Source organism: Pseudomonas sp. P106(2024) (assembly GCF_057480815.1).
Window position 1 is genome coordinate 327510 of the sequence record NZ_JBLIYU010000005.1, and the last position, 17879, is coordinate 345388.

The 17879-nt window shown below is 63.1% G+C and carries 17 protein-coding genes and 1 pseudogene; 8 read left to right on the top strand and 10 right to left on the bottom strand.

All coding sequences use genetic code 11. The annotated features are described in order from the left end of the window. Window positions 1–48 precede the first annotated feature (48 nt). Window positions 49–1104, top strand: coding sequence for a tetratricopeptide repeat protein (locus AC25M7_RS11770; RefSeq protein WP_247283096.1), 1056 nt, complete (start codon window positions 49–51; stop codon window positions 1102–1104). An 8-nt stretch (window positions 1105–1112) separates the two neighbouring features. Here the strand turns inward: AC25M7_RS11770 and AC25M7_RS11775 are convergent, their stop codons facing one another. Both AC25M7_RS11775 and AC25M7_RS11780 read right to left on the bottom strand, forming a co-directional pair. Then, window positions 1113–3095, bottom strand: coding sequence for an ATP-binding protein (locus AC25M7_RS11775; RefSeq protein WP_083242038.1), 1983 nt, complete (start codon window positions 3093–3095; stop codon window positions 1113–1115). A 67-nt stretch (window positions 3096–3162) separates the two neighbouring features. Next, on the bottom strand, window positions 3163–3612 hold the full coding sequence (locus AC25M7_RS11780) for a nucleoside deaminase (protein ID WP_036986263.1): 450 nt from the start codon (window positions 3610–3612) through the stop codon (window positions 3163–3165). 145 nt (window positions 3613–3757) lie between these two features. On the opposite strand from AC25M7_RS11780, the gene AC25M7_RS11785 reads away from it, so the two are divergent. After that, a complete protein-coding gene (locus tag AC25M7_RS11785; RefSeq protein WP_028691512.1) occupies window positions 3758–4444 on the top strand; it encodes a type 1 glutamine amidotransferase domain-containing protein in 687 nt (228 codons plus the stop codon). A gap of 85 nt (window positions 4445–4529) precedes the next feature. On the opposite strand, the gene hppD is transcribed toward AC25M7_RS11785, so the two are convergent. Continuing rightward, on the bottom strand, window positions 4530–5606 hold the full coding sequence (gene hppD / locus AC25M7_RS11790) for a 4-hydroxyphenylpyruvate dioxygenase (protein ID WP_028691513.1): 1077 nt from the start codon (window positions 5604–5606) through the stop codon (window positions 4530–4532). 314 nt (window positions 5607–5920) lie between these two features. On the opposite strand from hppD, the gene AC25M7_RS11795 reads away from it, so the two are divergent. Together AC25M7_RS11795 and rarD are read left to right on the top strand one after the other, a co-directional pair. Beyond that, window positions 5921–7516, top strand: coding sequence for an EAL domain-containing protein (locus AC25M7_RS11795; protein ID WP_486971084.1), 1596 nt, complete (start codon window positions 5921–5923; stop codon window positions 7514–7516). 34 nt (window positions 7517–7550) lie between these two features. Further along, window positions 7551–8438 (top strand): EamA family transporter RarD, encoded by an 888-nt coding sequence (gene rarD, locus AC25M7_RS11800; RefSeq protein WP_062360263.1) that lies wholly within the window; start codon window positions 7551–7553, stop codon window positions 8436–8438. Here the strand turns inward: rarD and AC25M7_RS11805 are convergent. After that, window positions 8401–9972 (bottom strand): TerC family protein, encoded by a 1572-nt coding sequence (locus tag AC25M7_RS11805; protein ID WP_028691516.1) that lies wholly within the window; start codon window positions 9970–9972, stop codon window positions 8401–8403. The genes rarD and AC25M7_RS11805 overlap by 38 nt on opposite strands. Before the next feature lie 260 nt (window positions 9973–10232). Here AC25M7_RS11805 and AC25M7_RS11810 point away from each other — a divergent pair, with 260 nt between their 5' ends. Then, complete coding sequence (locus AC25M7_RS11810; protein WP_088853027.1) at window positions 10233–10814, top strand: LysE family translocator; 582 nt, start codon at window positions 10233–10235, stop codon at window positions 10812–10814. A gap of 9 nt (window positions 10815–10823) precedes the next feature. Here the strand turns inward: AC25M7_RS11810 and AC25M7_RS11815 are convergent, their stop codons facing one another. Further along, window positions 10824–11600 (bottom strand): AraC family transcriptional regulator, encoded by a 777-nt coding sequence (locus AC25M7_RS11815; RefSeq protein ID WP_247283100.1) that lies wholly within the window; start codon window positions 11598–11600, stop codon window positions 10824–10826. Window positions 11601–11610: 10 nt separating this feature from the next. Further along, entirely contained in the window at window positions 11611–12153 is a 543-nt protein-coding gene (locus AC25M7_RS11820) for a helix-turn-helix domain-containing protein (RefSeq protein WP_062360267.1), read from the bottom strand. A 154-nt stretch (window positions 12154–12307) separates the two neighbouring features. Between AC25M7_RS11820 and AC25M7_RS11825 the strand changes: the two genes are divergently transcribed. The 3 genes from AC25M7_RS11825 (at window position 12308) to AC25M7_RS11835 (ending at window position 14691) form a co-directional block, all read left to right on the top strand. Further along, window positions 12308–13090 (top strand): aldolase, encoded by a 783-nt coding sequence (locus tag AC25M7_RS11825; RefSeq protein ID WP_486971085.1) that lies wholly within the window; start codon window positions 12308–12310, stop codon window positions 13088–13090. Window positions 13091–13123: 33 nt separating this feature from the next. Then, window positions 13124–14014, top strand: coding sequence for a dihydrodipicolinate synthase family protein (locus AC25M7_RS11830; protein ID WP_486971086.1), 891 nt, complete (start codon window positions 13124–13126; stop codon window positions 14012–14014). Window positions 14015–14136: 122 nt separating this feature from the next. Beyond that, entirely contained in the window at window positions 14137–14691 is a 555-nt protein-coding gene (locus AC25M7_RS11835; protein ID WP_182323890.1) for an RNA 2'-phosphotransferase, read from the top strand. Between the two features lie 39 nt (window positions 14692–14730). On the opposite strand, the gene AC25M7_RS11840 is transcribed toward AC25M7_RS11835, so the two are convergent. The 4 genes and pseudogenes from AC25M7_RS11840 to AC25M7_RS11855 all read right to left on the bottom strand — a co-directional run bounded on the left by AC25M7_RS11840 (window position 14731) and on the right by AC25M7_RS11855 (window position 17762). After that, complete coding sequence (locus AC25M7_RS11840) at window positions 14731–15003, bottom strand: DUF3077 domain-containing protein (protein WP_062360275.1); 273 nt, start codon at window positions 15001–15003, stop codon at window positions 14731–14733. Window positions 15004–15030: 27 nt separating this feature from the next. Then, entirely contained in the window at window positions 15031–15294 is a 264-nt protein-coding gene (locus AC25M7_RS11845) for a hypothetical protein (RefSeq protein WP_028691524.1), read from the bottom strand. A 389-nt stretch (window positions 15295–15683) separates the two neighbouring features. Then, complete coding sequence (locus AC25M7_RS11850; protein ID WP_486971087.1) at window positions 15684–16142, bottom strand: Imm42 family immunity protein; 459 nt, start codon at window positions 16140–16142, stop codon at window positions 15684–15686. Window positions 16143–16375: 233 nt separating this feature from the next. Next, window positions 16376–17762: pseudogene (locus AC25M7_RS11855) on the bottom strand (IS4-like element ISPen1 family transposase). Between the last annotated feature and the right edge of the window lie 117 nt (window positions 17763–17879).

Below are 17879 nucleotides of genomic sequence, written 5' to 3' on the forward strand. Positions count from 1 at the left end.
CCCCGCGCCTGCCCCAAGCTCTGCCGTACCGCCCCCACGGACCGCCCGATGCAACGACGCCACCTTCTCCTGATCGCCCTGCTGCTTGTGCTGATGCTGCCCATCGCGATCGGCTATCTGTGGCGTGACCAGCAGCCCGCGGTGCCCAGCCTGCCGGCGCACAGCTACAGCAAGGCGCTGCGCCAGGCCCATGACGGCCTGCCGGGCGCCGCCAGGGTGCTCTACCAGCAATTGAAACGCGACGACCTGCCACCGATCCGACGCGCCGCGCTGTATGCCGAACTGCCCAACTATCCGTCGCCACTAGCACTGAAGCTGGCCCAGCAGGACTTGGAACACGCCGACCCGCTGGTTCGGCGTGCCGCCATCGCCAGCATCCACCGCCTGCTGCCTGCCGCCCAGCGCAGCCTGGTGCTGGGCCCGCTCCTGGAAGATGACGAGCAAAGCGTACGCTTCGCCGCGGTCGACGCCCTGCTCGGCCTCGACCCCGACGCCATCGGCTTGTACTTCGGGCCGTTGCAGGATGCCCTGGAGCAGTACGAGCAGACGCTGGAACAACAGCCCGACGACGCCGCGGCGCAGGTTCACCTGGCCCGGCTGTACATGCATGAGCAAGCCTACGAGTCCGCCACGCGGGCCCTGCAGCGCAGCCTGGCGGTGGCTCCCGAAGGCCTGGACGCCCTGGCCACCCAGGTACGCCTGCTGGAACAGCAAGGCCGTCACGACGCCTCCCGCGAAGTGCTGGCCAAGGCCCTGGCACTGCGCCCGGACTCGGCGTTCCTGCAATATGAACTGGGGCTGTGGCTGACCCGCCACGAGCAACAGGAATACGCCCTGCTCGCCCTGGCACGCGCGGTCGAACTGGAGCCGGAAAACAACGACTATCGCTACACCCTGGCCGTCACCCTACACCAGCTAGAGCAGGTGGACGCCGCGCAGAAGCAGCTGGAGACCGTGCTCAGTCGCCAGCCGGCCAACCGCCGGGCTCGGGTGTTGCTGATCGAGTACTGGAAGGAAACCGGCCAATTGCAGAATGTCCAGGTCCTGCTGGCCGAGCTGGAGCGGCAAAACCCGGACGATCCGTTCCTGCAGCAAGGGCTCTGACGACAGCCTCAGGCCTGCAACATACGCTGAACCTGCGTGACCAGCGTCTGCAACGAGAACGGCTTGAACATCAACGCCGTGCCCGGTTCGTCGAGCAATGCCTGCTCGACCGGGTCGCTGGTGAAGCCGGTGATGAACAGGATCTTCTGCTCCGGCTTGATCATGCGCAGTGCCTTGGCCACCTGACGCCCACTGAAGCCTCCTGGCAAACCGATATCGGTGATCACCAGGTCGAACGGAGCGCCCCGCCTGAACTCGGTCAGCGCGCCATTGGCATCGGCCACGTCGCACACCTCAAAGCCGCACTCGAGCAGGGCCTCCTTCATCAAAGCACGCAGATTGACTTCGTCATCGATCAACAGCAGCCGCATGCCCTGCGCCTGAAACGGCAACGCACCCAGGACGACGGTCTCAGGCTCCAGTCCCGTATGGCGAGGAAACATCAGCACCACTCGAGTCCCTTCTTCCAAGGTGGATTCGATCCACACCTGTCCCCCCGACTGGTGCACAAAACCGTGCACCATGGGCAGCCCAAGGCCGGCTCCCTGTCCCAGTGACTTGGTGGTGAAGAACGGCTCGAAGGCTCTGGCCAAATCATTGCGCGACATGCCGTGGCCATCGTCCTCGATCTGTAACATGACGTAGTCACCTGCCGGCAAGCTGGCCGACTCCCCACTGTTCAGCGCCAGCCGCTCGTTGGAGGTCCTGATTGTCACCTTACCCTTGCCAAGGCAGGCATCGCGAGCATTGCTGCACAGGTGCAGGAGGGCGTTGCGCAACTGGTCGGGATCGACTTGCAACAGCCACGGCGCAACGTCCATCTGCCAGTCCAGGTGCATTTCGGCTCCTAGGGTCTGGCGCAGCATCGGCTCCGCCTCCAGCAACAGGCGGTTGATATTCAACGGATTAGGCGACAATGGCTGGCTGCGGGCGAAGGCCAGCAGGTTTTGGGTCAGGCCGATGGCGCGCTGGGTAGATTCCCGAGCCATCTGCACGTACTCCTCGACACGCTCCAGCCGCCCCTGCGCCAGTCGCCGCTCGAGCAACTCAAGGCTGCTGCCGACACCGGACAACACGTTGTTCATTTCATGCGCCAACCCACCTGCCAGCTTTACCACGCTCTCCATGCGCTGGCCGTCCCGCACCGCGGCATCGGCCAAGCGCTGGACCGCGTCGCGGTCCTCGGTGATGTCTCGCCCTACCAGCGCGGGCAGCGCTGCATCGGCAGCCCCCGTCCAGCGGAACCAGCAATAGTGGCCTTCGTTGTGCCGAAGCCGTGCGTCAAACGGCGCCATGCCCTGCCCCTGCACAAGCGCCGTCAGCGCCAAGCGGGCCTCGGTACGGTCGGCGGGGTGAAACAATTCGGGCAACGGCAGCGGATGCGACGCCCCGCACCAGCCCAACAGCCGCTGCCAGGCCGGGTTGGTCGAGCGTACGCGCAGATCGGCATCGAGCATCAGCATCACATCGGGTGACAGGTGCCAGATATGCTCAGGATCGCTCAGGTACTGATCCAGGCGCGCCTCGAAGGAAAGGGCCAATTCGCGCCATTCACGACCGGTCTCCACACTGGCGGTGGTCTCGATCAGGGCGTGAAGGAAACCGGCGACCTGGCCCTGGTCGTCACGGATCGGCGAATAACAACCCGTCACCCAGACTTTCGTCATGACGCCTGCTCGATAGACAGGCAGCAGCGCGTCCTCGATCAGGCTGCCCTGTCCCTCGAGCGCCTTGAATACCGCTGCACCCATGTCCTCCCAGTTATGCGCCCAGAGCGCGTCGAAGGCGCAGCCCTGGTGACCAGTGCTACCGCCAAGCAGGATCTGGTAAGGTTCATTATGGATGACCGTCAATGTCGGGCCCCAGACCAGCGCACTGGGAAACGGCGACAGCAGCACCATATCGACGGCGACGCGCAGGGTAGGCGGCCAGGATGTCAGCGCTCCCAGCGATGTCGCGCTCCAGTCGAAGTTGCCAACGACAGCCCCCATCATCGCCATAGGGCTCGCCGGAGACGCCAGGTGAATGACCTGGATATCACCACCGGCGACATTCAAGTCAGCGGCCAATATCTTCGTCCCACAGCTCGGGTTTTTCCTCGATGAACCGGCGCATCAACGCCTTGCAAGTCTCATCGTCATGTACCTCCAGGCGCACGCCGCGGCTGCCGAGCAGTTGCTCCTCACCCATGAAGGTGGTGTTTTCACCGATGACCACATGCTTGATGCCATACAGCAGGATAGCGCCGCTGCACATGGCACAAGGCGACAAGGTGGTATAGAGGGTGGACTCCTGGTACACCCAAGCCGGCTGTCGGCCGGCATTTTCCAGGGCGTCCATCTCGCCATGCAGGATGGCGCTGCCTTTTTGCACCCGGCGATTGTGTCCGCGGCCGATAATCCTGCCGTCGTGCACCAATACCGAGCCGATCGGGATGCCGCCCTCCTCGAGCCCCTTTCGGGCCTCATCAATGGCAGCCTGCAGGAAAGCGGAAGTGTCCTGTTCCATGGTTTCTCCCCGGTAATACGTCGGCTTTGCTGGAGACTAGCACAGCGCCAGCCACCGTGGCGCATTGCGTGACGAGGGCTATGCTGATAGGGCTTTAGATCTTGCTGGCCAACCGTTTTCCCATGGATTCGACGGGCATGCGCACATGAACAAGAAGCTCCTGGTCGTGCTGACCAATACTGCCAAGTACCCCTCCATCCCGCGCGCCACAGGGCTGTGGCTGGGCGAGGCCGTGCACTTCGTCGACAAGGTGCAGCAGGCGGGCTTTGTGGTCGACTACGTAAGCCCCGCGGGTGGCTACGTGCCCATCGACCCGCACAGCCTGCGCATGGCGCCGGAGCTGGACTGGCAGTGGTACGACGACAAGACTTTCATGAACCGTTTGGGCGCCACACTGAGCCCCGGCCAGGTGAAAGCCGATCAGTACAGCGCGATTTACTACACCGGTGGGCACGGCGTGATGTGGGACTTCCCCGACAACCAGCCGCTGCAAGAACTCGCACGGCGCATCCATGAGCGCGGCGGTGCGGTCGCCGCGGTCTGCCATGGCGTGGTCGGTCTGCTCAATATCAAGCTCAGCGACAACAGTCTGCTGCTCAAAGGGCGCAGGGTGACCGGTTTCTCCAACACTGAGGAGAAACTGGCGGAACTGGACGAGGTGGTGCCGTTCCTGACCGAAAACGAGCTGGGTGCCCGTGGCGGTGAGTACAGCAAGGCGGACGATCCCTGGGCCCCCTTCGTGGTGGAGGATGGCAGCCTGATCACCGGGCAGAATCCTGCGTCCACCGCCGACGTGGCCGAGGCGGTCGTTCGCTACTTACGCAACCGCTAGCCGCCACAAAAGCATCGCGGGGCATGCCCGCTCCTACGCCATAACGGTGTGGGAGCGGGCATGCCCCGCGGTGGGTCTTGCGGCCCTATTCGACGCTCAACACGCCGCGACGCACCTGATCACGCTCGATCGACTCGAACAACGCCTTGAAGTTACCCTCACCGAAGCCGTCGTCACCCTTGCGCTGGATGAACTCGAAGAACACCGGTCCCAGCAGGGTTTCCGAGAAGATCTGCAGCAGCAGACGCTTGTCGCCTGCCTCGGAGGCGCCATCGAGCAGGATGCCGCGGGCCTGCAACTGGTCGACCGGCTCGCCGTGCCCTGGCAGACGCTCCTCGAGCATCTCGTAGTAGGTCTGCGGCGGTGGGGTCATGAAGCGCATGCCCAGGCCCTTGAGCGCATCCCAGGTCTTGAGCAGGTCGTCGGTGAGGAAAGCCACGTGCTGGATGCCTTCGCCGTTGAACTGCATCAGGAACTCTTCGATCTGCCCTGCGCCCTTGGACGACTCTTCGTTGAGCGGAATGCGGATCATGCCGTCCGGCGCGGTCATCGCCTTGGAGGTCAGGCCGGTGTACTCACCCTTGATATCGAAGTAGCGGATCTCGCGGAAGTTGAACAGCTTTTCATAGAAGTTGGCCCAGTAGGCCATGCGCCCGCGATAGACGTTGTGGGTCAGGTGGTCGATGATCTTCAGACCCGCGCCGACTGGGTTGCGGTCCACGCCTTCGATGAACTTGAAGTCGATGTCGTAGATCGAGCTGCCTTCCTCGTAGCGGTCGATCAGGTACAGCGGCGCGCCACCGATCCCCTTGATTGCCGGCAGACGCAGTTCCATTGGGCCGGTTTCGATTTCCACCGGCTGGGCGCCCAGCTCCAGGGCACGGGCGTAGGCTTCATGGGCATTGCGCACGCGGAAGGCCATGCCGCATACCGAGGGGCCATGCTCGGCGGCGAAATACGAGGCGATGCTCTTGGGCTCGTTGTTCAGGATCAGGTTGATGCCGCCCTGACGATACAGGTGCACATCCTTGGAGCGGTGGCTGGCCACCTTGGTGAAACCGAGAATCTGGAAAACCGGCTCCAGCACGCCGGGGGTCGGCGAAGCGAGCTCGATGAATTCGAAGCCTTCCAGGCCCATCGGGTTGTCGAAGATATCTGCCATGTGGGTGTCCTCATCTATAAGCGAAAAACGGTTGATTACAGGCTTTGGATGTGGAGATGGCGTGGTGGTGAGCAGGGGATCCCGCGCACGCTGCGGGCCAGGAAGTCACCAATGATCAGCTTGAACCCATGGTATGTCATATGGACCCATTCTCGGCGGGCTTGATTCCCCGGGAGGCGGAGAACCTTATTGTTGTATTCGTAAATCGATTCTACAGGGCGTAAATTTGTTTGTCGCGCTTTAGTTCGCAGATTGTTCCGACAAACGGCTATTCTCAACAGCATCTTGTCGCCTCGCAGAAGGTTCGCCCGCACATGCCCCTGACCGCCAAACGCCCCGCCCGCTGGAGCTGGCGCGCCCTGCTGCCCTGGGGCATCGGCGTGCTGCCGCTGCTGTGCGGGCTGGTGGTGATGCGCTGGCAGACGGAACAGGAACTGCGAGCCAGCAGCCTGGCCACGGCCCGCGAAGTGGGCATCCATGTCGAGGAGATCCTCGACAGCCTGTCCACCGCCGCCCATGAGCTTCTGCCCAAGGCGGGCCTGCCCTGTGACCAGGTGCAACTGGCACTGCGCATCGAGGTGACGCGCAACGCCTTCGTGCGTTCGACCAACCTGTTCGATCATGATCGGCTGTACTGCACCTCGCTGTTCGGCGACTTCGACGAGCCGGTGGATGCCAAGGACTATACCAATGGCCAGCTGTGGCTGATGAACGGCAACTCGGTCACCCCGGGACATGCCCTGCTGGTCTATCGGATCAGCCAGGAAGGCCGTGGCGACAGGGGCGCGATCACCACGGTGGATGGCCGCCATCTGCTCACCGCGCTCCACCTGATCGGCGCCGACAACCTGGTGAAGGTGCATGTCGGCAATCACTGGATGGGCAGCGATGGCCAGGTTCATGACGGCAAGCCACCGCGCGCTGCCTCCGCCGCCACGCAGTATGCGTCCACCCGTTATCCGTTCGATGTGCACGCCGGCTACGAAGAAGGCACGCAGGCCGCGCTCATGCGCTCGCGCTACCCCGCCCTGCTCAGCCTGTTGCTGGTGCTCGGCGTCGCGGCCGGCGCAGCCTGCCGCTGGCAGATCCGCCGCGCCAGCTCATCCCGTGGCGAGCTGGAGCGGGCCCTGGAGGCTGACGAATTCGTTCCGTATTTCCAGCCGGTGGTGCGCAAAGGCGACTACCGCTGGGCCGGTATCGAAGTGTTGATGCGCTGGCAGCATCCCCGCGAAGGGCTGGTGCGCCCCGATCTGTTCATCCCCTACGCCGAACACAGCGGCCAGATCGTCGCCATGACCCGTGCCCTTATGCTGCATACCGCCCAGGCCCTGGCCCCGCATGCGGCCCTGCTGGAGGACGGCTTCCACATCGGCATCAATATCACCGCCGACCATTGCCGCGACCTGCGCCTGCTTGACGACTGCCAGACCTTCCTCCAGCACTTCCCACCCGGGCGCGTGGTGCTGACCCTGGAGCTGACCGAACGCAAGCTGATCGAGCCGACCCCGGTGACGCTTGAGTTGTTCGAAAAGCTGCACGTCATGGGCGTGATGATCGCCCTGGACGACTTCGGCACAGGCCAGTCCAGCCTCAACTACCTGCGCCAGTTCCAGGTCGACTACCTGAAGATCGACCAGAGCTTCGTCGCCATGATCGGCGGCGACGCCCTGTCCCAGCACATCCTCGACACCATCATCGAGCTCTCGGCCAAGCTGGGCCTGGGGATCGTCGCCGAAGGCGTGGAGACCGAGGTGCAGCGCGACTACCTGGCACGCCACGGGGTGGATTTCCAGCAGGGCTACCTGTTTGCCCGACCGATGCCCGCCGGCGAACTGCTGCTGGCCCTGGCCGCCCGGCCGGGCAGCCCGCAGTTGCCGCCGGGCAACGCCCCTGAGATCATGCGCGGCTGATCCACCCGCTCACTTCCCGTTTTCCGAGGCATTCGTGTCAAAAGGCATTCTTTCGTCGGTCATGGCGTCCTGTCTGTTCGCCGTGATGTACTTCTATACCTCCTTCCTCAAGCCCCTGGACGGCGAGGAGATCTTTGGCTGGCGGACCCTCCTGACCCTGCCCTGCCTGACGCTGTTCATGCTGGTCTCGAAGGACTGGAATCGGGTCGGTGAGTTGCTCGGTCGGGTGCGGCGCACACCGCTGCTGCTGCTGGGCATGGTTGGCACCTCGTGGCTGATGGGCGTGCAGCTGTGGTTGTTCCTCTGGGCGCCGCTGCACGGGCGCAGCCTGGAAGTGTCGATGGGGTATTTCCTGCTGCCGCTGGCCATGGTGCTGACCGGACGGCTGGTGTATGGCGAGCGCCTGTCGCGCCTGCAGAAGGTCGCGGTGGGCTTTGCCACGCTGGGGGTTGGCCACGAGCTCTACCAGCACGGCAGCTTCGCCTGGGAAACCCTGCTGGTGATGATCGGCTACCCGATCTACTTCGTCCTCAGACGGCGCTGCCGCACCGACCACCTGGGCGGGCTGTGGTGCGACATGTGCCTGCTGCTGCCCTGGGCCCTGTACTTCGTGATCCAGGGCCCGCTGTCGGCGACGGACCTCGCCGAGCACCCGGGCCTGTACGGGCTGATCCCGCTGCTCGGGGCGATCAGCGCCTGCGCCCTGATCGCCTACGTGCTGGCCAGCCGCCTGTTGCCGTTCAGCCTGTTCGGCCTGCTCAGCTACGTCGAGCCGGTGCTGCTGGTGGGCGTGGCCCTGCTGCTGGGCGAGACCATCGGCCCCGACCAGTGGCTGACCTACCTGCCGATCTGGGCCGCCGTGCTGGTGCTGGTGCTCGAAGGCATCAAGCACCTGCTGCGTCAGCGTCGGCGTTCGGTGTAAGACGTACCTGGCGCACCCGACGCTCCTCCACCGCCACCACGGTCATGGTCCAGCCGTTCCAGGCCAGCTGATCGCCCACCACCGGCAGGCGGTCCAGCAGGCTCATCACCAGGCCCGCCAGGGTCTGGTAGTCCTCGGTGGCGCGGGCGGCGAAGCCGGTGCGCGACTGAACCTGGGCCAGGTTAAGAGCGCCACTGACCACGAAGCCGCCTGCCTCCTCCACCACGCCTGGCCCTTCAACTTCGCTCGCATCCGGCAGTTCACCGGCAATCGACTCGAGGATGTCGGTCATGGTCAACACCCCGGTGAAGTCACCGAATTCGTTGACCACGAAGGCGATGTGGGTGGACTGGGCGCGCATCTGCTCCAGGGCATTGAGAATGCTGAAGCTCTCCAGCAGGTTCAACGGTGCTCGCGCCAGATGCTCCAGCGCCGGCTGGTTGCCGGCCAGCAGTTCCTTGAGCAGCTCCTTCTTGTGCACGTAGCCCAGCGGTTCCTCGATGCGCCCGTCGCGAATCAGCGGCAGGCGCGAGTAGGACGAGTTGACCAGCATCTGGGTGATCGCCTCGGCCGGCTGCGACAGGTCGATGGCATCGACCTTGGCCCGCACCGTCATCACCGTGCGGATCGGCCGCTCGGCCAGGTTGAGCACACCGCTGATCATCACCCGCTCACGACGATCGAACACCACCTGCTCGTCGCCACCGGCCACCAGGTCGGCGATCTCCTCGCCCACCTCGTCGGCTTCTACCCGGCGTCCGCCCATCAGGCGCAGCACCGCGTGGGCCGTGCGCTCACGCAATGGCCGGTGCTGATGCAGGCTGCGCTTGCGGCGAGCACGGGCCAGCTGGTTGAACAGCTCGATCAGCAGCGAGAAGCCGATGGCCGCGTACAGGTAGCCTTTCGGGATATGGAAGCCCAGGCCCTCGGCAGTCAGGCTGAAGCCGATCATCATCAGGAAGCCCAGGCACAGCATGATCACTGTCGGGTGTTCGTTGACGAAGCGGGTCAGCGGCTTGCTGGCGACGATCATGATACCGATGGAGAAGATCACCGCGATCATCATCACCGATAACTGCTCGACCATGCCCACGGCGGTGATCACCGCGTCCAGCGAGAACACCGCGTCGAGCACCACGATCTGCGCGACGATCGGCCAGAACGCCGCGTGACGGGTAACGCCGCCGCTCTGGGCGACATGGCCCTCCAGACGCTCGTGCAGCTCCATGGTGGCCTTGAACAACAGGAACACACCACCGAACAGCATGATCAGGTCACGGCCGGAGAAGGTCTTGCCGAACACGTCGATCAGCGGCGCGGTGAGGGTCACCATCCACGAGATGCTGGCCAACAGGCCCAGGCGCATGATCAGCGCCAACGACAGGCCGATCACCCGGGCGCGATCGCGCTGATGGGGTGGCAGTTTGTCGGCGAGGATGGCGATGAACACCAGGTTGTCGATACCCAGCACCAGCTCGAGGACGATAAGCGTCAACAGGCCCAGCCAGGCCGTGGGGTCGGCTAGCCATTCCATTAGCGGGTACTCACGAGGGCGGCGTCACAAGGACGGGGGAAGGAAGGCCGGGATGGCCAGGGACTGGGGGGCTCCGCGAAGGTGCTCATATAGACCTTGATAGAAAATAGGGAAGTCGATCCTACAATCGAAGCAGATTTCTCTGATAGCGCAAAACTATTACAAAAGCTGTAACAGGTGTGGCGGGGCATTTTTGTTCAATACACCCGTCTCACCCTCGGCCAGGATGGCCACACCTTCCCCCTTCAAGGAAACCTTCAATGAGCCTGACCTTGTCCATGGCGGCCTTCGCCCTGGCCGCCTCCATCTCCCCCGGCCCGGTCAACATCGTCGCCCTCGGCAGTGGCGCGCGCCACGGCCTGCGGGCCAGCATCGGGCATGTGGCCGGTGCCACGCTGGGTTTCTGCCTGCTGCTGGTGCTGGTGGGGCTGGGCGTGCATGAGCTGTTGCTGCGCTGGCCGTTGCTGGGGCGGCTGCTGCACTGGGGTGGCGTGCTGTTTCTGCTGTACATGGCCTGGAAACTGGCCAGCGACGATGGCGCACTGGGCACCGCCGATACCCGGCATGCGCCCAGCGCCTGGCACGGCGCAGCCATGCAGTGGCTGAGCCCCAAGGCCTGGCTGGCGGCGGTCGCCGGTATCGGCGCCTATACCGGCGGCGAGCAGCAGTTGCTGTGGCTGTTCACCTGGATCTACGGGCCGATCTGCTTCGTCTCGGTGGCCTGCTGGGCCTGGGCCGGCAGCATGATCCGCCAGTATCTGGGCGAGCCGTGGCGGATGCGCCTGCTCAATCGGGTGCTGGCGGGGTTGCTGGTGGCGAGTGCGTTGTACCTGATGGTGTGATCCTGGCTTTCAGCCATTGCGATAGTGCCCCGGCGTGGTCGCCAGGTGACGCTTGAAGGCCCGCTGCAGGTGCGCCTGGTCGGCGAACCCCGCCTCCAGCGCCACCTCGGCGATCGGCCTGCCAGCGCGCAGTAGCGCCCGGGCATGCTGCACCCGCTGGTCGAGCAGGTAGCCATGGGGTGTCAGGCCGAAGCGCTTGCCGAACGCGCGGATCAAATAGGCCCGCGACAGCCCCGCCGCGGCGCAGATGTCCTCCACTGTCAGCGGGTCGAGGCGATGGGCACGGATGAACGCGGCGGCAAGCTCAAGGCGTGGATGGCCTGCGGGCTGGCCGCCCGCGTCGGCCTCCAAAAGCTGCGGCAAGCCCTTGAAGAACGCCTCCAGCTGCGCCTCCCGGCGTTCGTTGCCGGGCTCGAACAGCCCGGCGAACAGCGCCAGCAACTGCCCATACAGCGCCGCCGATGTGCTCAAGGTCGCCGAGGGCAGCGCAAAACCTCGCGCCAGCAGCCAGGGCATGTCGACGAACAGCATCAGGTACGACCAGGGTTCGCCCTGGACCGGGTTGCAGGTGTGCACCACCCCCGGGTTCATCAGCACCGCGGTCCCCGCCGCCACCTCGTGTCGGGCGTTGCCGGTCAGGTAGGTGCTGCGCCCGCCGGTGATCACGCCGATGGAGAAACTTTCGTGGGAATGGGCGGCGTAGCACACCTGGCGGCCGTCCCCCACGCGTCGGGCCTCGACGAAGGGCAATGCCGGATCACGCCAGAACCGCGAGACCTCGATCATCGCCCCGCCCTCACCCCTCGCCGCCCTGCACCACCACCAGCAACTGCGCCTGGTGCTCGCCGACCGAGCGCAGGCGGTGCGGGGTCTGGGCATTGAAATGCAGGGCGTCGCCCGCCTGCAGCAGCACCCGCTCGCTCATGAAGTCCACCTCCACCTGCCCCTCGTGGACGAACAAAAACTCCTCGCCTTCGTGCTCCTTGAAGGTCGGGTCGCTGAACGCGGTCGGCGGCTGGATCAGGAACGGCAGCAGGCTGCGCTGGCCGACCTGCGAAGTCAGCACCGCATACCCCGGCCCCTCGCCGCCACCCACCAGCGCCTGGCGTTCGTCGCGGCGTACCAGGCTGTAGCGCGCCTGGCCGTCGTGCTCGCCGTCGAACAGCTCCTCGACATTGACGTTCAACGCCCGCGCCAGCTTCAGCGCGGCGGCGATCGACGGCGTGTTGAGGCCGCGCTCGACCTTGGACAGGTAGCTCTTGGTCATGCCGGACTTGTCGGCCAGCTGCTCAAGGGTAATGCCCAGTTTCTTTCTCAGCAGTTTCAGTCGGATAGACATGTGACGCGGGTTTCCCGAACAAACGCACTTGCTTATGACACTTTGTGTCATATAGGATTATTTGTGTCATCTGATGGCTCACCCCCTCACCGTCCAAAGCTCGGGGGCGAGCCAGCCCTGACATCCGTCATCACGCCACAGAGGAAAGCTCCCCATGGCCAACACCCTTACCCTCAGCAAAGACCAGCTGGTGCAAAAGGCACTGACACAGATGCAAGGCTCGCTTGCCGATAATACGTGGACTGTGCGCGAAAAGCTGGCCCTGACCTGCCGAATTCTCTTCGACAACGGCCACGACTCGGGCCTGGCCGGGCAGATCAGCGCCCGTGGCCCGCAACCGGATACCTTCTACACCCAGCAACTGGGCCTGGGCTTCGACGAGATCACCGCCACCAACCTGCTGCTGGTCAACGAAGACCTCGAAGTGCTCGAAGGCCAGGGCATGCCCAACCCGGCCAACCGCTTCCACAGCTGGGTGTACCGCGCCCGCCCCGACGTCAACTGCATCATCCACACCCACCCGACCCATGTCGCCGCGCTGTCGATGCTCGAAGTGCCGCTGCAGGTCTCGCACATGGACCTGTGCCCGCTGTACGAGGACTGCGCGTTCCTCGAAACCTGGCCAGGCGTGCCGGTGGGCAACGAGGAAGGCGAGATCATCAGCGCCGCCCTGGGCGACAAGCGCGCCATCCTGCTCTCGCACCATGGCCAGCTGTCCACCGGCACCAGCATCGAGCAGGCCTGCGTCTACGCCCAGCTGATCGAGCGCGCCGCGCGCCTGCAACTGCTGGCGATGGCCGCCGGCACCATCAAGCCGATCGCCCCGGAGCTCGGCCGCGACGCCCACGACTGGATCGACCGGCCCAAGCGCCACGGCGCCGCCTTCAACTATTACGCCCGGCAGGCCCTGCGCCAGCACGCCGATTGCCTCGCCTGACCCCACCTTGCCTTGCTTGCGGAGCCACACACCATGACCACTCGATTCCACGGCATCATCGGCTACACCATCACCCCGTTCGCTCAAGACGGTGAAACACTCGACCTGCCGGCCCTGGGCCGCTCGATCGACCGCCTGATCGACGGCGACGTCCACGCCATTGCGCCGCTGGGCAGCACCGGCGAAGGCGCCTACCTGAGCGACGGCGAATGGCAGCAGGTCGCCCAGTACAGCCTGGAGCGCATCGGCAAGCGCGTGCCGAGCATCGTCAGCGTCTCCGACCTGACCACCGCCGGTGCCGTGCGCCGCGCCCGCTTCGCCCAGCAGCACGGCGCCGACGCGGTGATGGTGCTGCCGGCGGCCTACTGGAAGCTCAGTGAGACCGAGATCGTCCAACATTATCGCGCCATCGGCGCGGCCATCGATCTGCCGATCATGCTCTACAACAACCCGGCCACCAGCGGCACCGACATGCCGGTGGAGCTGATCCTGCGAATCGTGCGCGAAGTCGACAACGTGACCATGGTCAAGGAGAGCACCGGCGACATCCAGCGCATGCACAAGCTGCAACTGCTCGGCGAGGGCCAGGTACCGTTCTACAACGGCTGCAACCCGCTGGCGCTGGAGGCCTTCGTGGCAGGCGCCACGGGCTGGTGCACGGCGGCGGCCAACCTGATTCCCGAGCTGAACCTGCGGCTGTACCAGGCGGTGCAGGCCGGTGAACTGGAGCAGGCCAAGGCGCTGTTCTACCGCCAGCTGCCGTTGCTCGACTTCATTCTCAAGGGAGGCTTGCCGGCGACCATCAAGGCGGGCCTGGAGATGACCGGGTTACCGGTAGGCGAGCCACGGCGGCCGGTGTTCGGGCTGGATGCCCGGGGCCGCGACCAGCTGAAGACGCTGCTCGACGCTTTGCGTCAGGGCTGATTTAACCAACGCACCTGTGGGAGTTCGCTTCCACAGGTCATCTGCACGCTTGAGAACTCGACCCCGAACCCGGAGAATGCCCCGACCCAAACGACCAGAAGCCATGGAAAAGGACCTTTCCAGTGAACCAGAAACAACGCGACACCCTCAGCAAATTCCTCAGCTACGTACTGCGCCACGCCCCCGAATCCATCGACCTGACCCTCGACCGCGACGGCTGGGCCGATGTCGACGCGCTGATCCAAGGCGCCGGCCGGCAAGGCCATGACTTCGATCTGCACGCCCTGCGTGAAGTGGTCGAGACCAATGACAAGCGCCGTTTCACCCTCTCCGACGATGGGCGCCGCATCCGCGCCGCCCAGGGCCACAGCAGCGCCCAGGTCGAAGTGCGCCATGTCGCCAAGACGCCACCCGCCCTGCTCTACCACGGTACCGCCAGCCGCTTCCTGGCCTCCATCGAATCCCAGGGCCTGATCCCCGGCAGCCGCCATCATGTGCACCTGAGCGAGGACCCGCAGACCGCGCTGGCGGTGGGCAAGCGCTATGGTCAGCCGGTGCTGCTCACGGTCGATACCCAGGCCATGTGCGCAGCGGGAACGGTGTTCTATCAAGCCGATAACGGTGTCTGGTTGGTAGACCAAGTGCCGCCGACACATCTGTCACGCCAAGCCCTGTAGGAGCGGCCGCTCCTGCAGGGGAATGTGCGAAGCCTGGGACTAATGCGCCATTCCCAGCTCCGCATCATCCATCAGCGCCTTAGCCAGGGCACTGAGATAATGCGCCGCCCAGACCATCCTCGGGTCTTCGTCCATCACCCCGACCAAGGTCAGGTGCCGCACATAGTCCATCAGCTCCGACGCCTGTTCGCGAGCATGCTGGCAAGGAATGCCAGGTTCAATGCAGAACAGCGGTTGGGCATCCTTGCCCTCGCCCTGGTAGAAACGGGTCTTGCCCGGCGTGAGCGGGGTCTTGCCATCGTCTGTGGTCATGATCGATCTCCCTGAAAACGTCGTCGGCTAGTGCAGCGTGCGGGGCTCGCCCGGCGCTTGGACCGAGTGCTGCACCTGGGTCAGGGCGGATTCGAGCAACGTGCGCACCGCCTCCATTTCGTGGGCGGCGGCCAGCATCAGGATCGCACCGGGCGACCGGGGCTTGAGCTGGACGGCCTGGTTGGCCACCGTGAGCGCGCAGAAGGCGTACTCGATGGCGCGTACCAGGGTGTCTTCGAGGAAGTGGGCGTGATCCTGGGGGGAAGGTGGATCGGGGACAATCTTCAGCATGCTCGTACTCCAACAATGGTTGAGGGTTGAGCTGTCAGCTGAACTGCTGTCAAACAGTCGGGTGGCAGCTGTACGCGGGTTGACAGACCGAGATTGTTGGCACTCGGCGCACACAAGGTGCCCGCACGTACAGCCGCCATTGAGCGTATGCACACGTGGACAACAATCAACGGTCTGTCAAAACCGACCGCTGAATTGGCAGCGGCAGGCCGAGACTAGAAGGCGAGTTGACCTGGAGCAAGGGCTGAAAGGCGGTAAAAGCATGCTTCGGAAATGGACTACAAGGAATAAGGAAATTCCGATTCTTATCCTTGCTCCAGGTCCAAAAACCAGGACGAGAAGGCTGCCTCAGCAAAGTCGTCTGCGAGACTGCCTTTCTCGAGCGAACGCTACAATCTGCATGTCTTGAGCTGTTCGATGACAGCAGCCACGGTACCTGTCTCAAGCTTTAAACCTTCTACTGTATGGCCATCATCCCGCGACCAAACCAGTCGATCGCCATCCCGCTCCATTTTGAAGTACAGAATGAAACCAGAATCTTCAGCTTCAGTAGCCGAAAAGTCCGCGATGCCTGGTAGCAAATCGCCTATCTCCCCCGAAAAGTAGGCCCTGGCATTGTCGAAAACTTCTCGATCCTCATAGATTAGATCCGCAGTAGAGTCAGGCAATCGGATGCCGGAGAAGAAACTCAGCGCTGAACGCAGTTCCAACGCTTCCACAGCATCATAAATACGCACTCCACCGGCATACACGCAAAGCAAACCATTTTTCCAGCTGTCACCCTGTACATTCCAAGCGCCAACGACCTGGAACTGCACGGCGAACCTATCCGGATCACCTGCAATCACTTGATTTTTACTCCCCAAAGTTTCTGTATATCCGTAGATATCTGGTTACCGCGAAGTGTAAAAAGTGTAAAGTAAAAAGTGGACAGATTTATTTTCATACTCTAAATTGCGACTTGCCCCGCCCCCAGCGATAGACGTCCTCACTAACATCTTCAGCATCAAGCTTCGTCGCCTTCTTGGCCGTGCAAAGGCAGAAATTAGAGTAGAAAAAATAAATCTGTCCCGAATGGCACTTACTTAACATGCTTCGGATGCCCATGTTTCCTGATATCTGCCCTTGCTGATCGACGTGGTTTGGTCAGCAAGGGGTAGGCCTGAGGCCTTCGCTTTATCGCCCGAGGCTCGACACGGCCAGGCCGGTTGCCTACACGCCTTTGAGCAATCAGCATCAGCAAATCTGCCAACCGATCCTCCCCCCTCGCCGTAGCTGCGCTGTCGTAGCGCCAGCCATAGCTGGAGGCTGTGCTTGAAACTCAGTTCGCGGGGCAAGCAGTCGGCCATTAACGCCGATTGTGACATGAGCATTCGGATCAGGTTGTGTGCCAGCAGATAGACCCACAGCTCCTTGACGGCCATCCCTGGTGTTTTGCAACTCCGTTTTCCCAGGCCCAACGTTGCCTTCAGGTTTCGTAAATCCAGATCGACATGCCAGCGCCCTTTGTAGAGCGACCTGAGGGCTGATTTGGGTGTTTGCTTTGGGCATTGCAACGTTGTCACCAGGATCTTTCCACCGGCCTTCAGCTCTCTCACCGTCAGCCTCTCCGGCGCCTGTTTATACTGCGCCATGCTCATCCAAGGCGGCCTGCATCCAGGCTTTTTCAGCTCGATCAAATGGTCTTCCGATCCGAGACGTTGCCCTAAAGCAAAATCCGTACTGCGCCGTCGCGCTCCGTACTGCTCAAACACCCCATCGACGCCCCTTCGCTGCAGCTCACACAACAGAAAGTAGGTGGCGTAATACGCATCACCCAACAGAATATCGCCTGTTTTCAGCACATTGAGCATTGACCTGAGCAGGGTCTGTTCATCACCACCTTTACCTCTGAAGCGGCCCAAAGCAGCGTCCAGAACGGCACCGCTACATAGACAGACAATGCCAACCATTCGGCAGAGTGGGAAACCCAGGCCGACCTTCTGCCCCCGTGATTGTGGATATGCAACCTGATTGGCAGCCGTGTCGGGCATCGAAACGGTTGTTCCATCAACAAGACGCACGGGCCGTCCCCTCCAACGCCACGACGAGGGGGCTTGATCACTGATCGATGAAGCCGTGTGACGAACCAGTGTTGAGACCATTTCCACCGGTAGGCGCTGCCTGGCTCTGCAGAAGGCGCCTGTACGAGTGCTATTGGGCTTCATACCGTTGCAGGATCGCTTGATGGAAAAGTCATTGACCACCTGCTGGCAGGAGCGATCAGCATTCATTGCTTGAGCCAGGAACATCGAGAGCGTTTCAGTCGGTGGGAATAGGCGCTCTCGATGTGCTGGCAACGATGACTCGACACGCTTTAGCAGTTCGGGGGCCATGAGGAGATCGAAAAATGCCTGAGCGTCACTGGTCGAAGCATGGTGGCGGAAACGCCGCTGTTGATGCTGCAGGATTTGACGTCTACGATCCATTCTGGGCTGCGTCCTTGGCTTAATGGTGTGTGTTCGCAACTATCACCGTAGACCAAGGCCAGCCCTTCTTCATTTTTTCTTGTGGATCAAAGGGTTGGCTGTTAAGTAAGTGCCATT

Coding starts and splice junctions, on each gene's coding strand:
- AC25M7_RS11770 (WP_247283096.1), top strand. CDS start 49: ATGCAACGACGCCACCTTCTCCTGATCGCCCTGCTGCTTGTGCTGATG.
- AC25M7_RS11775 (WP_083242038.1), bottom strand. CDS start 3,095: ATGGGGGCTGTCGTTGGCAACTTCGACTGGAGCGCGACATCGCTGGGA.
- AC25M7_RS11780 (WP_036986263.1), bottom strand. CDS start 3,612: ATGGAACAGGACACTTCCGCTTTCCTGCAGGCTGCCATTGATGAGGCC.
- AC25M7_RS11785 (WP_028691512.1), top strand. CDS start 3,758: ATGAACAAGAAGCTCCTGGTCGTGCTGACCAATACTGCCAAGTACCCC.
- hppD (WP_028691513.1), bottom strand. CDS start 5,606: ATGGCAGATATCTTCGACAACCCGATGGGCCTGGAAGGCTTCGAATTC.
- AC25M7_RS11795 (WP_486971084.1), top strand. CDS start 5,921: ATGCCCCTGACCGCCAAACGCCCCGCCCGCTGGAGCTGGCGCGCCCTG.
- AC25M7_RS11805 (WP_028691516.1), bottom strand. CDS start 9,972: ATGGAATGGCTAGCCGACCCCACGGCCTGGCTGGGCCTGTTGACGCTT.
- AC25M7_RS11810 (WP_088853027.1), top strand. CDS start 10,233: ATGAGCCTGACCTTGTCCATGGCGGCCTTCGCCCTGGCCGCCTCCATC.
- AC25M7_RS11815 (WP_247283100.1), bottom strand. CDS start 11,600: ATGATCGAGGTCTCGCGGTTCTGGCGTGATCCGGCATTGCCCTTCGTC.
- AC25M7_RS11820 (WP_062360267.1), bottom strand. CDS start 12,153: ATGTCTATCCGACTGAAACTGCTGAGAAAGAAACTGGGCATTACCCTT.
- AC25M7_RS11825 (WP_486971085.1), top strand. CDS start 12,308: ATGGCCAACACCCTTACCCTCAGCAAAGACCAGCTGGTGCAAAAGGCA.
- AC25M7_RS11830 (WP_486971086.1), top strand. CDS start 13,124: ATGACCACTCGATTCCACGGCATCATCGGCTACACCATCACCCCGTTC.
- AC25M7_RS11840 (WP_062360275.1), bottom strand. CDS start 15,003: ATGACCACAGACGATGGCAAGACCCCGCTCACGCCGGGCAAGACCCGT.
- AC25M7_RS11845 (WP_028691524.1), bottom strand. CDS start 15,294: ATGCTGAAGATTGTCCCCGATCCACCTTCCCCCCAGGATCACGCCCAC.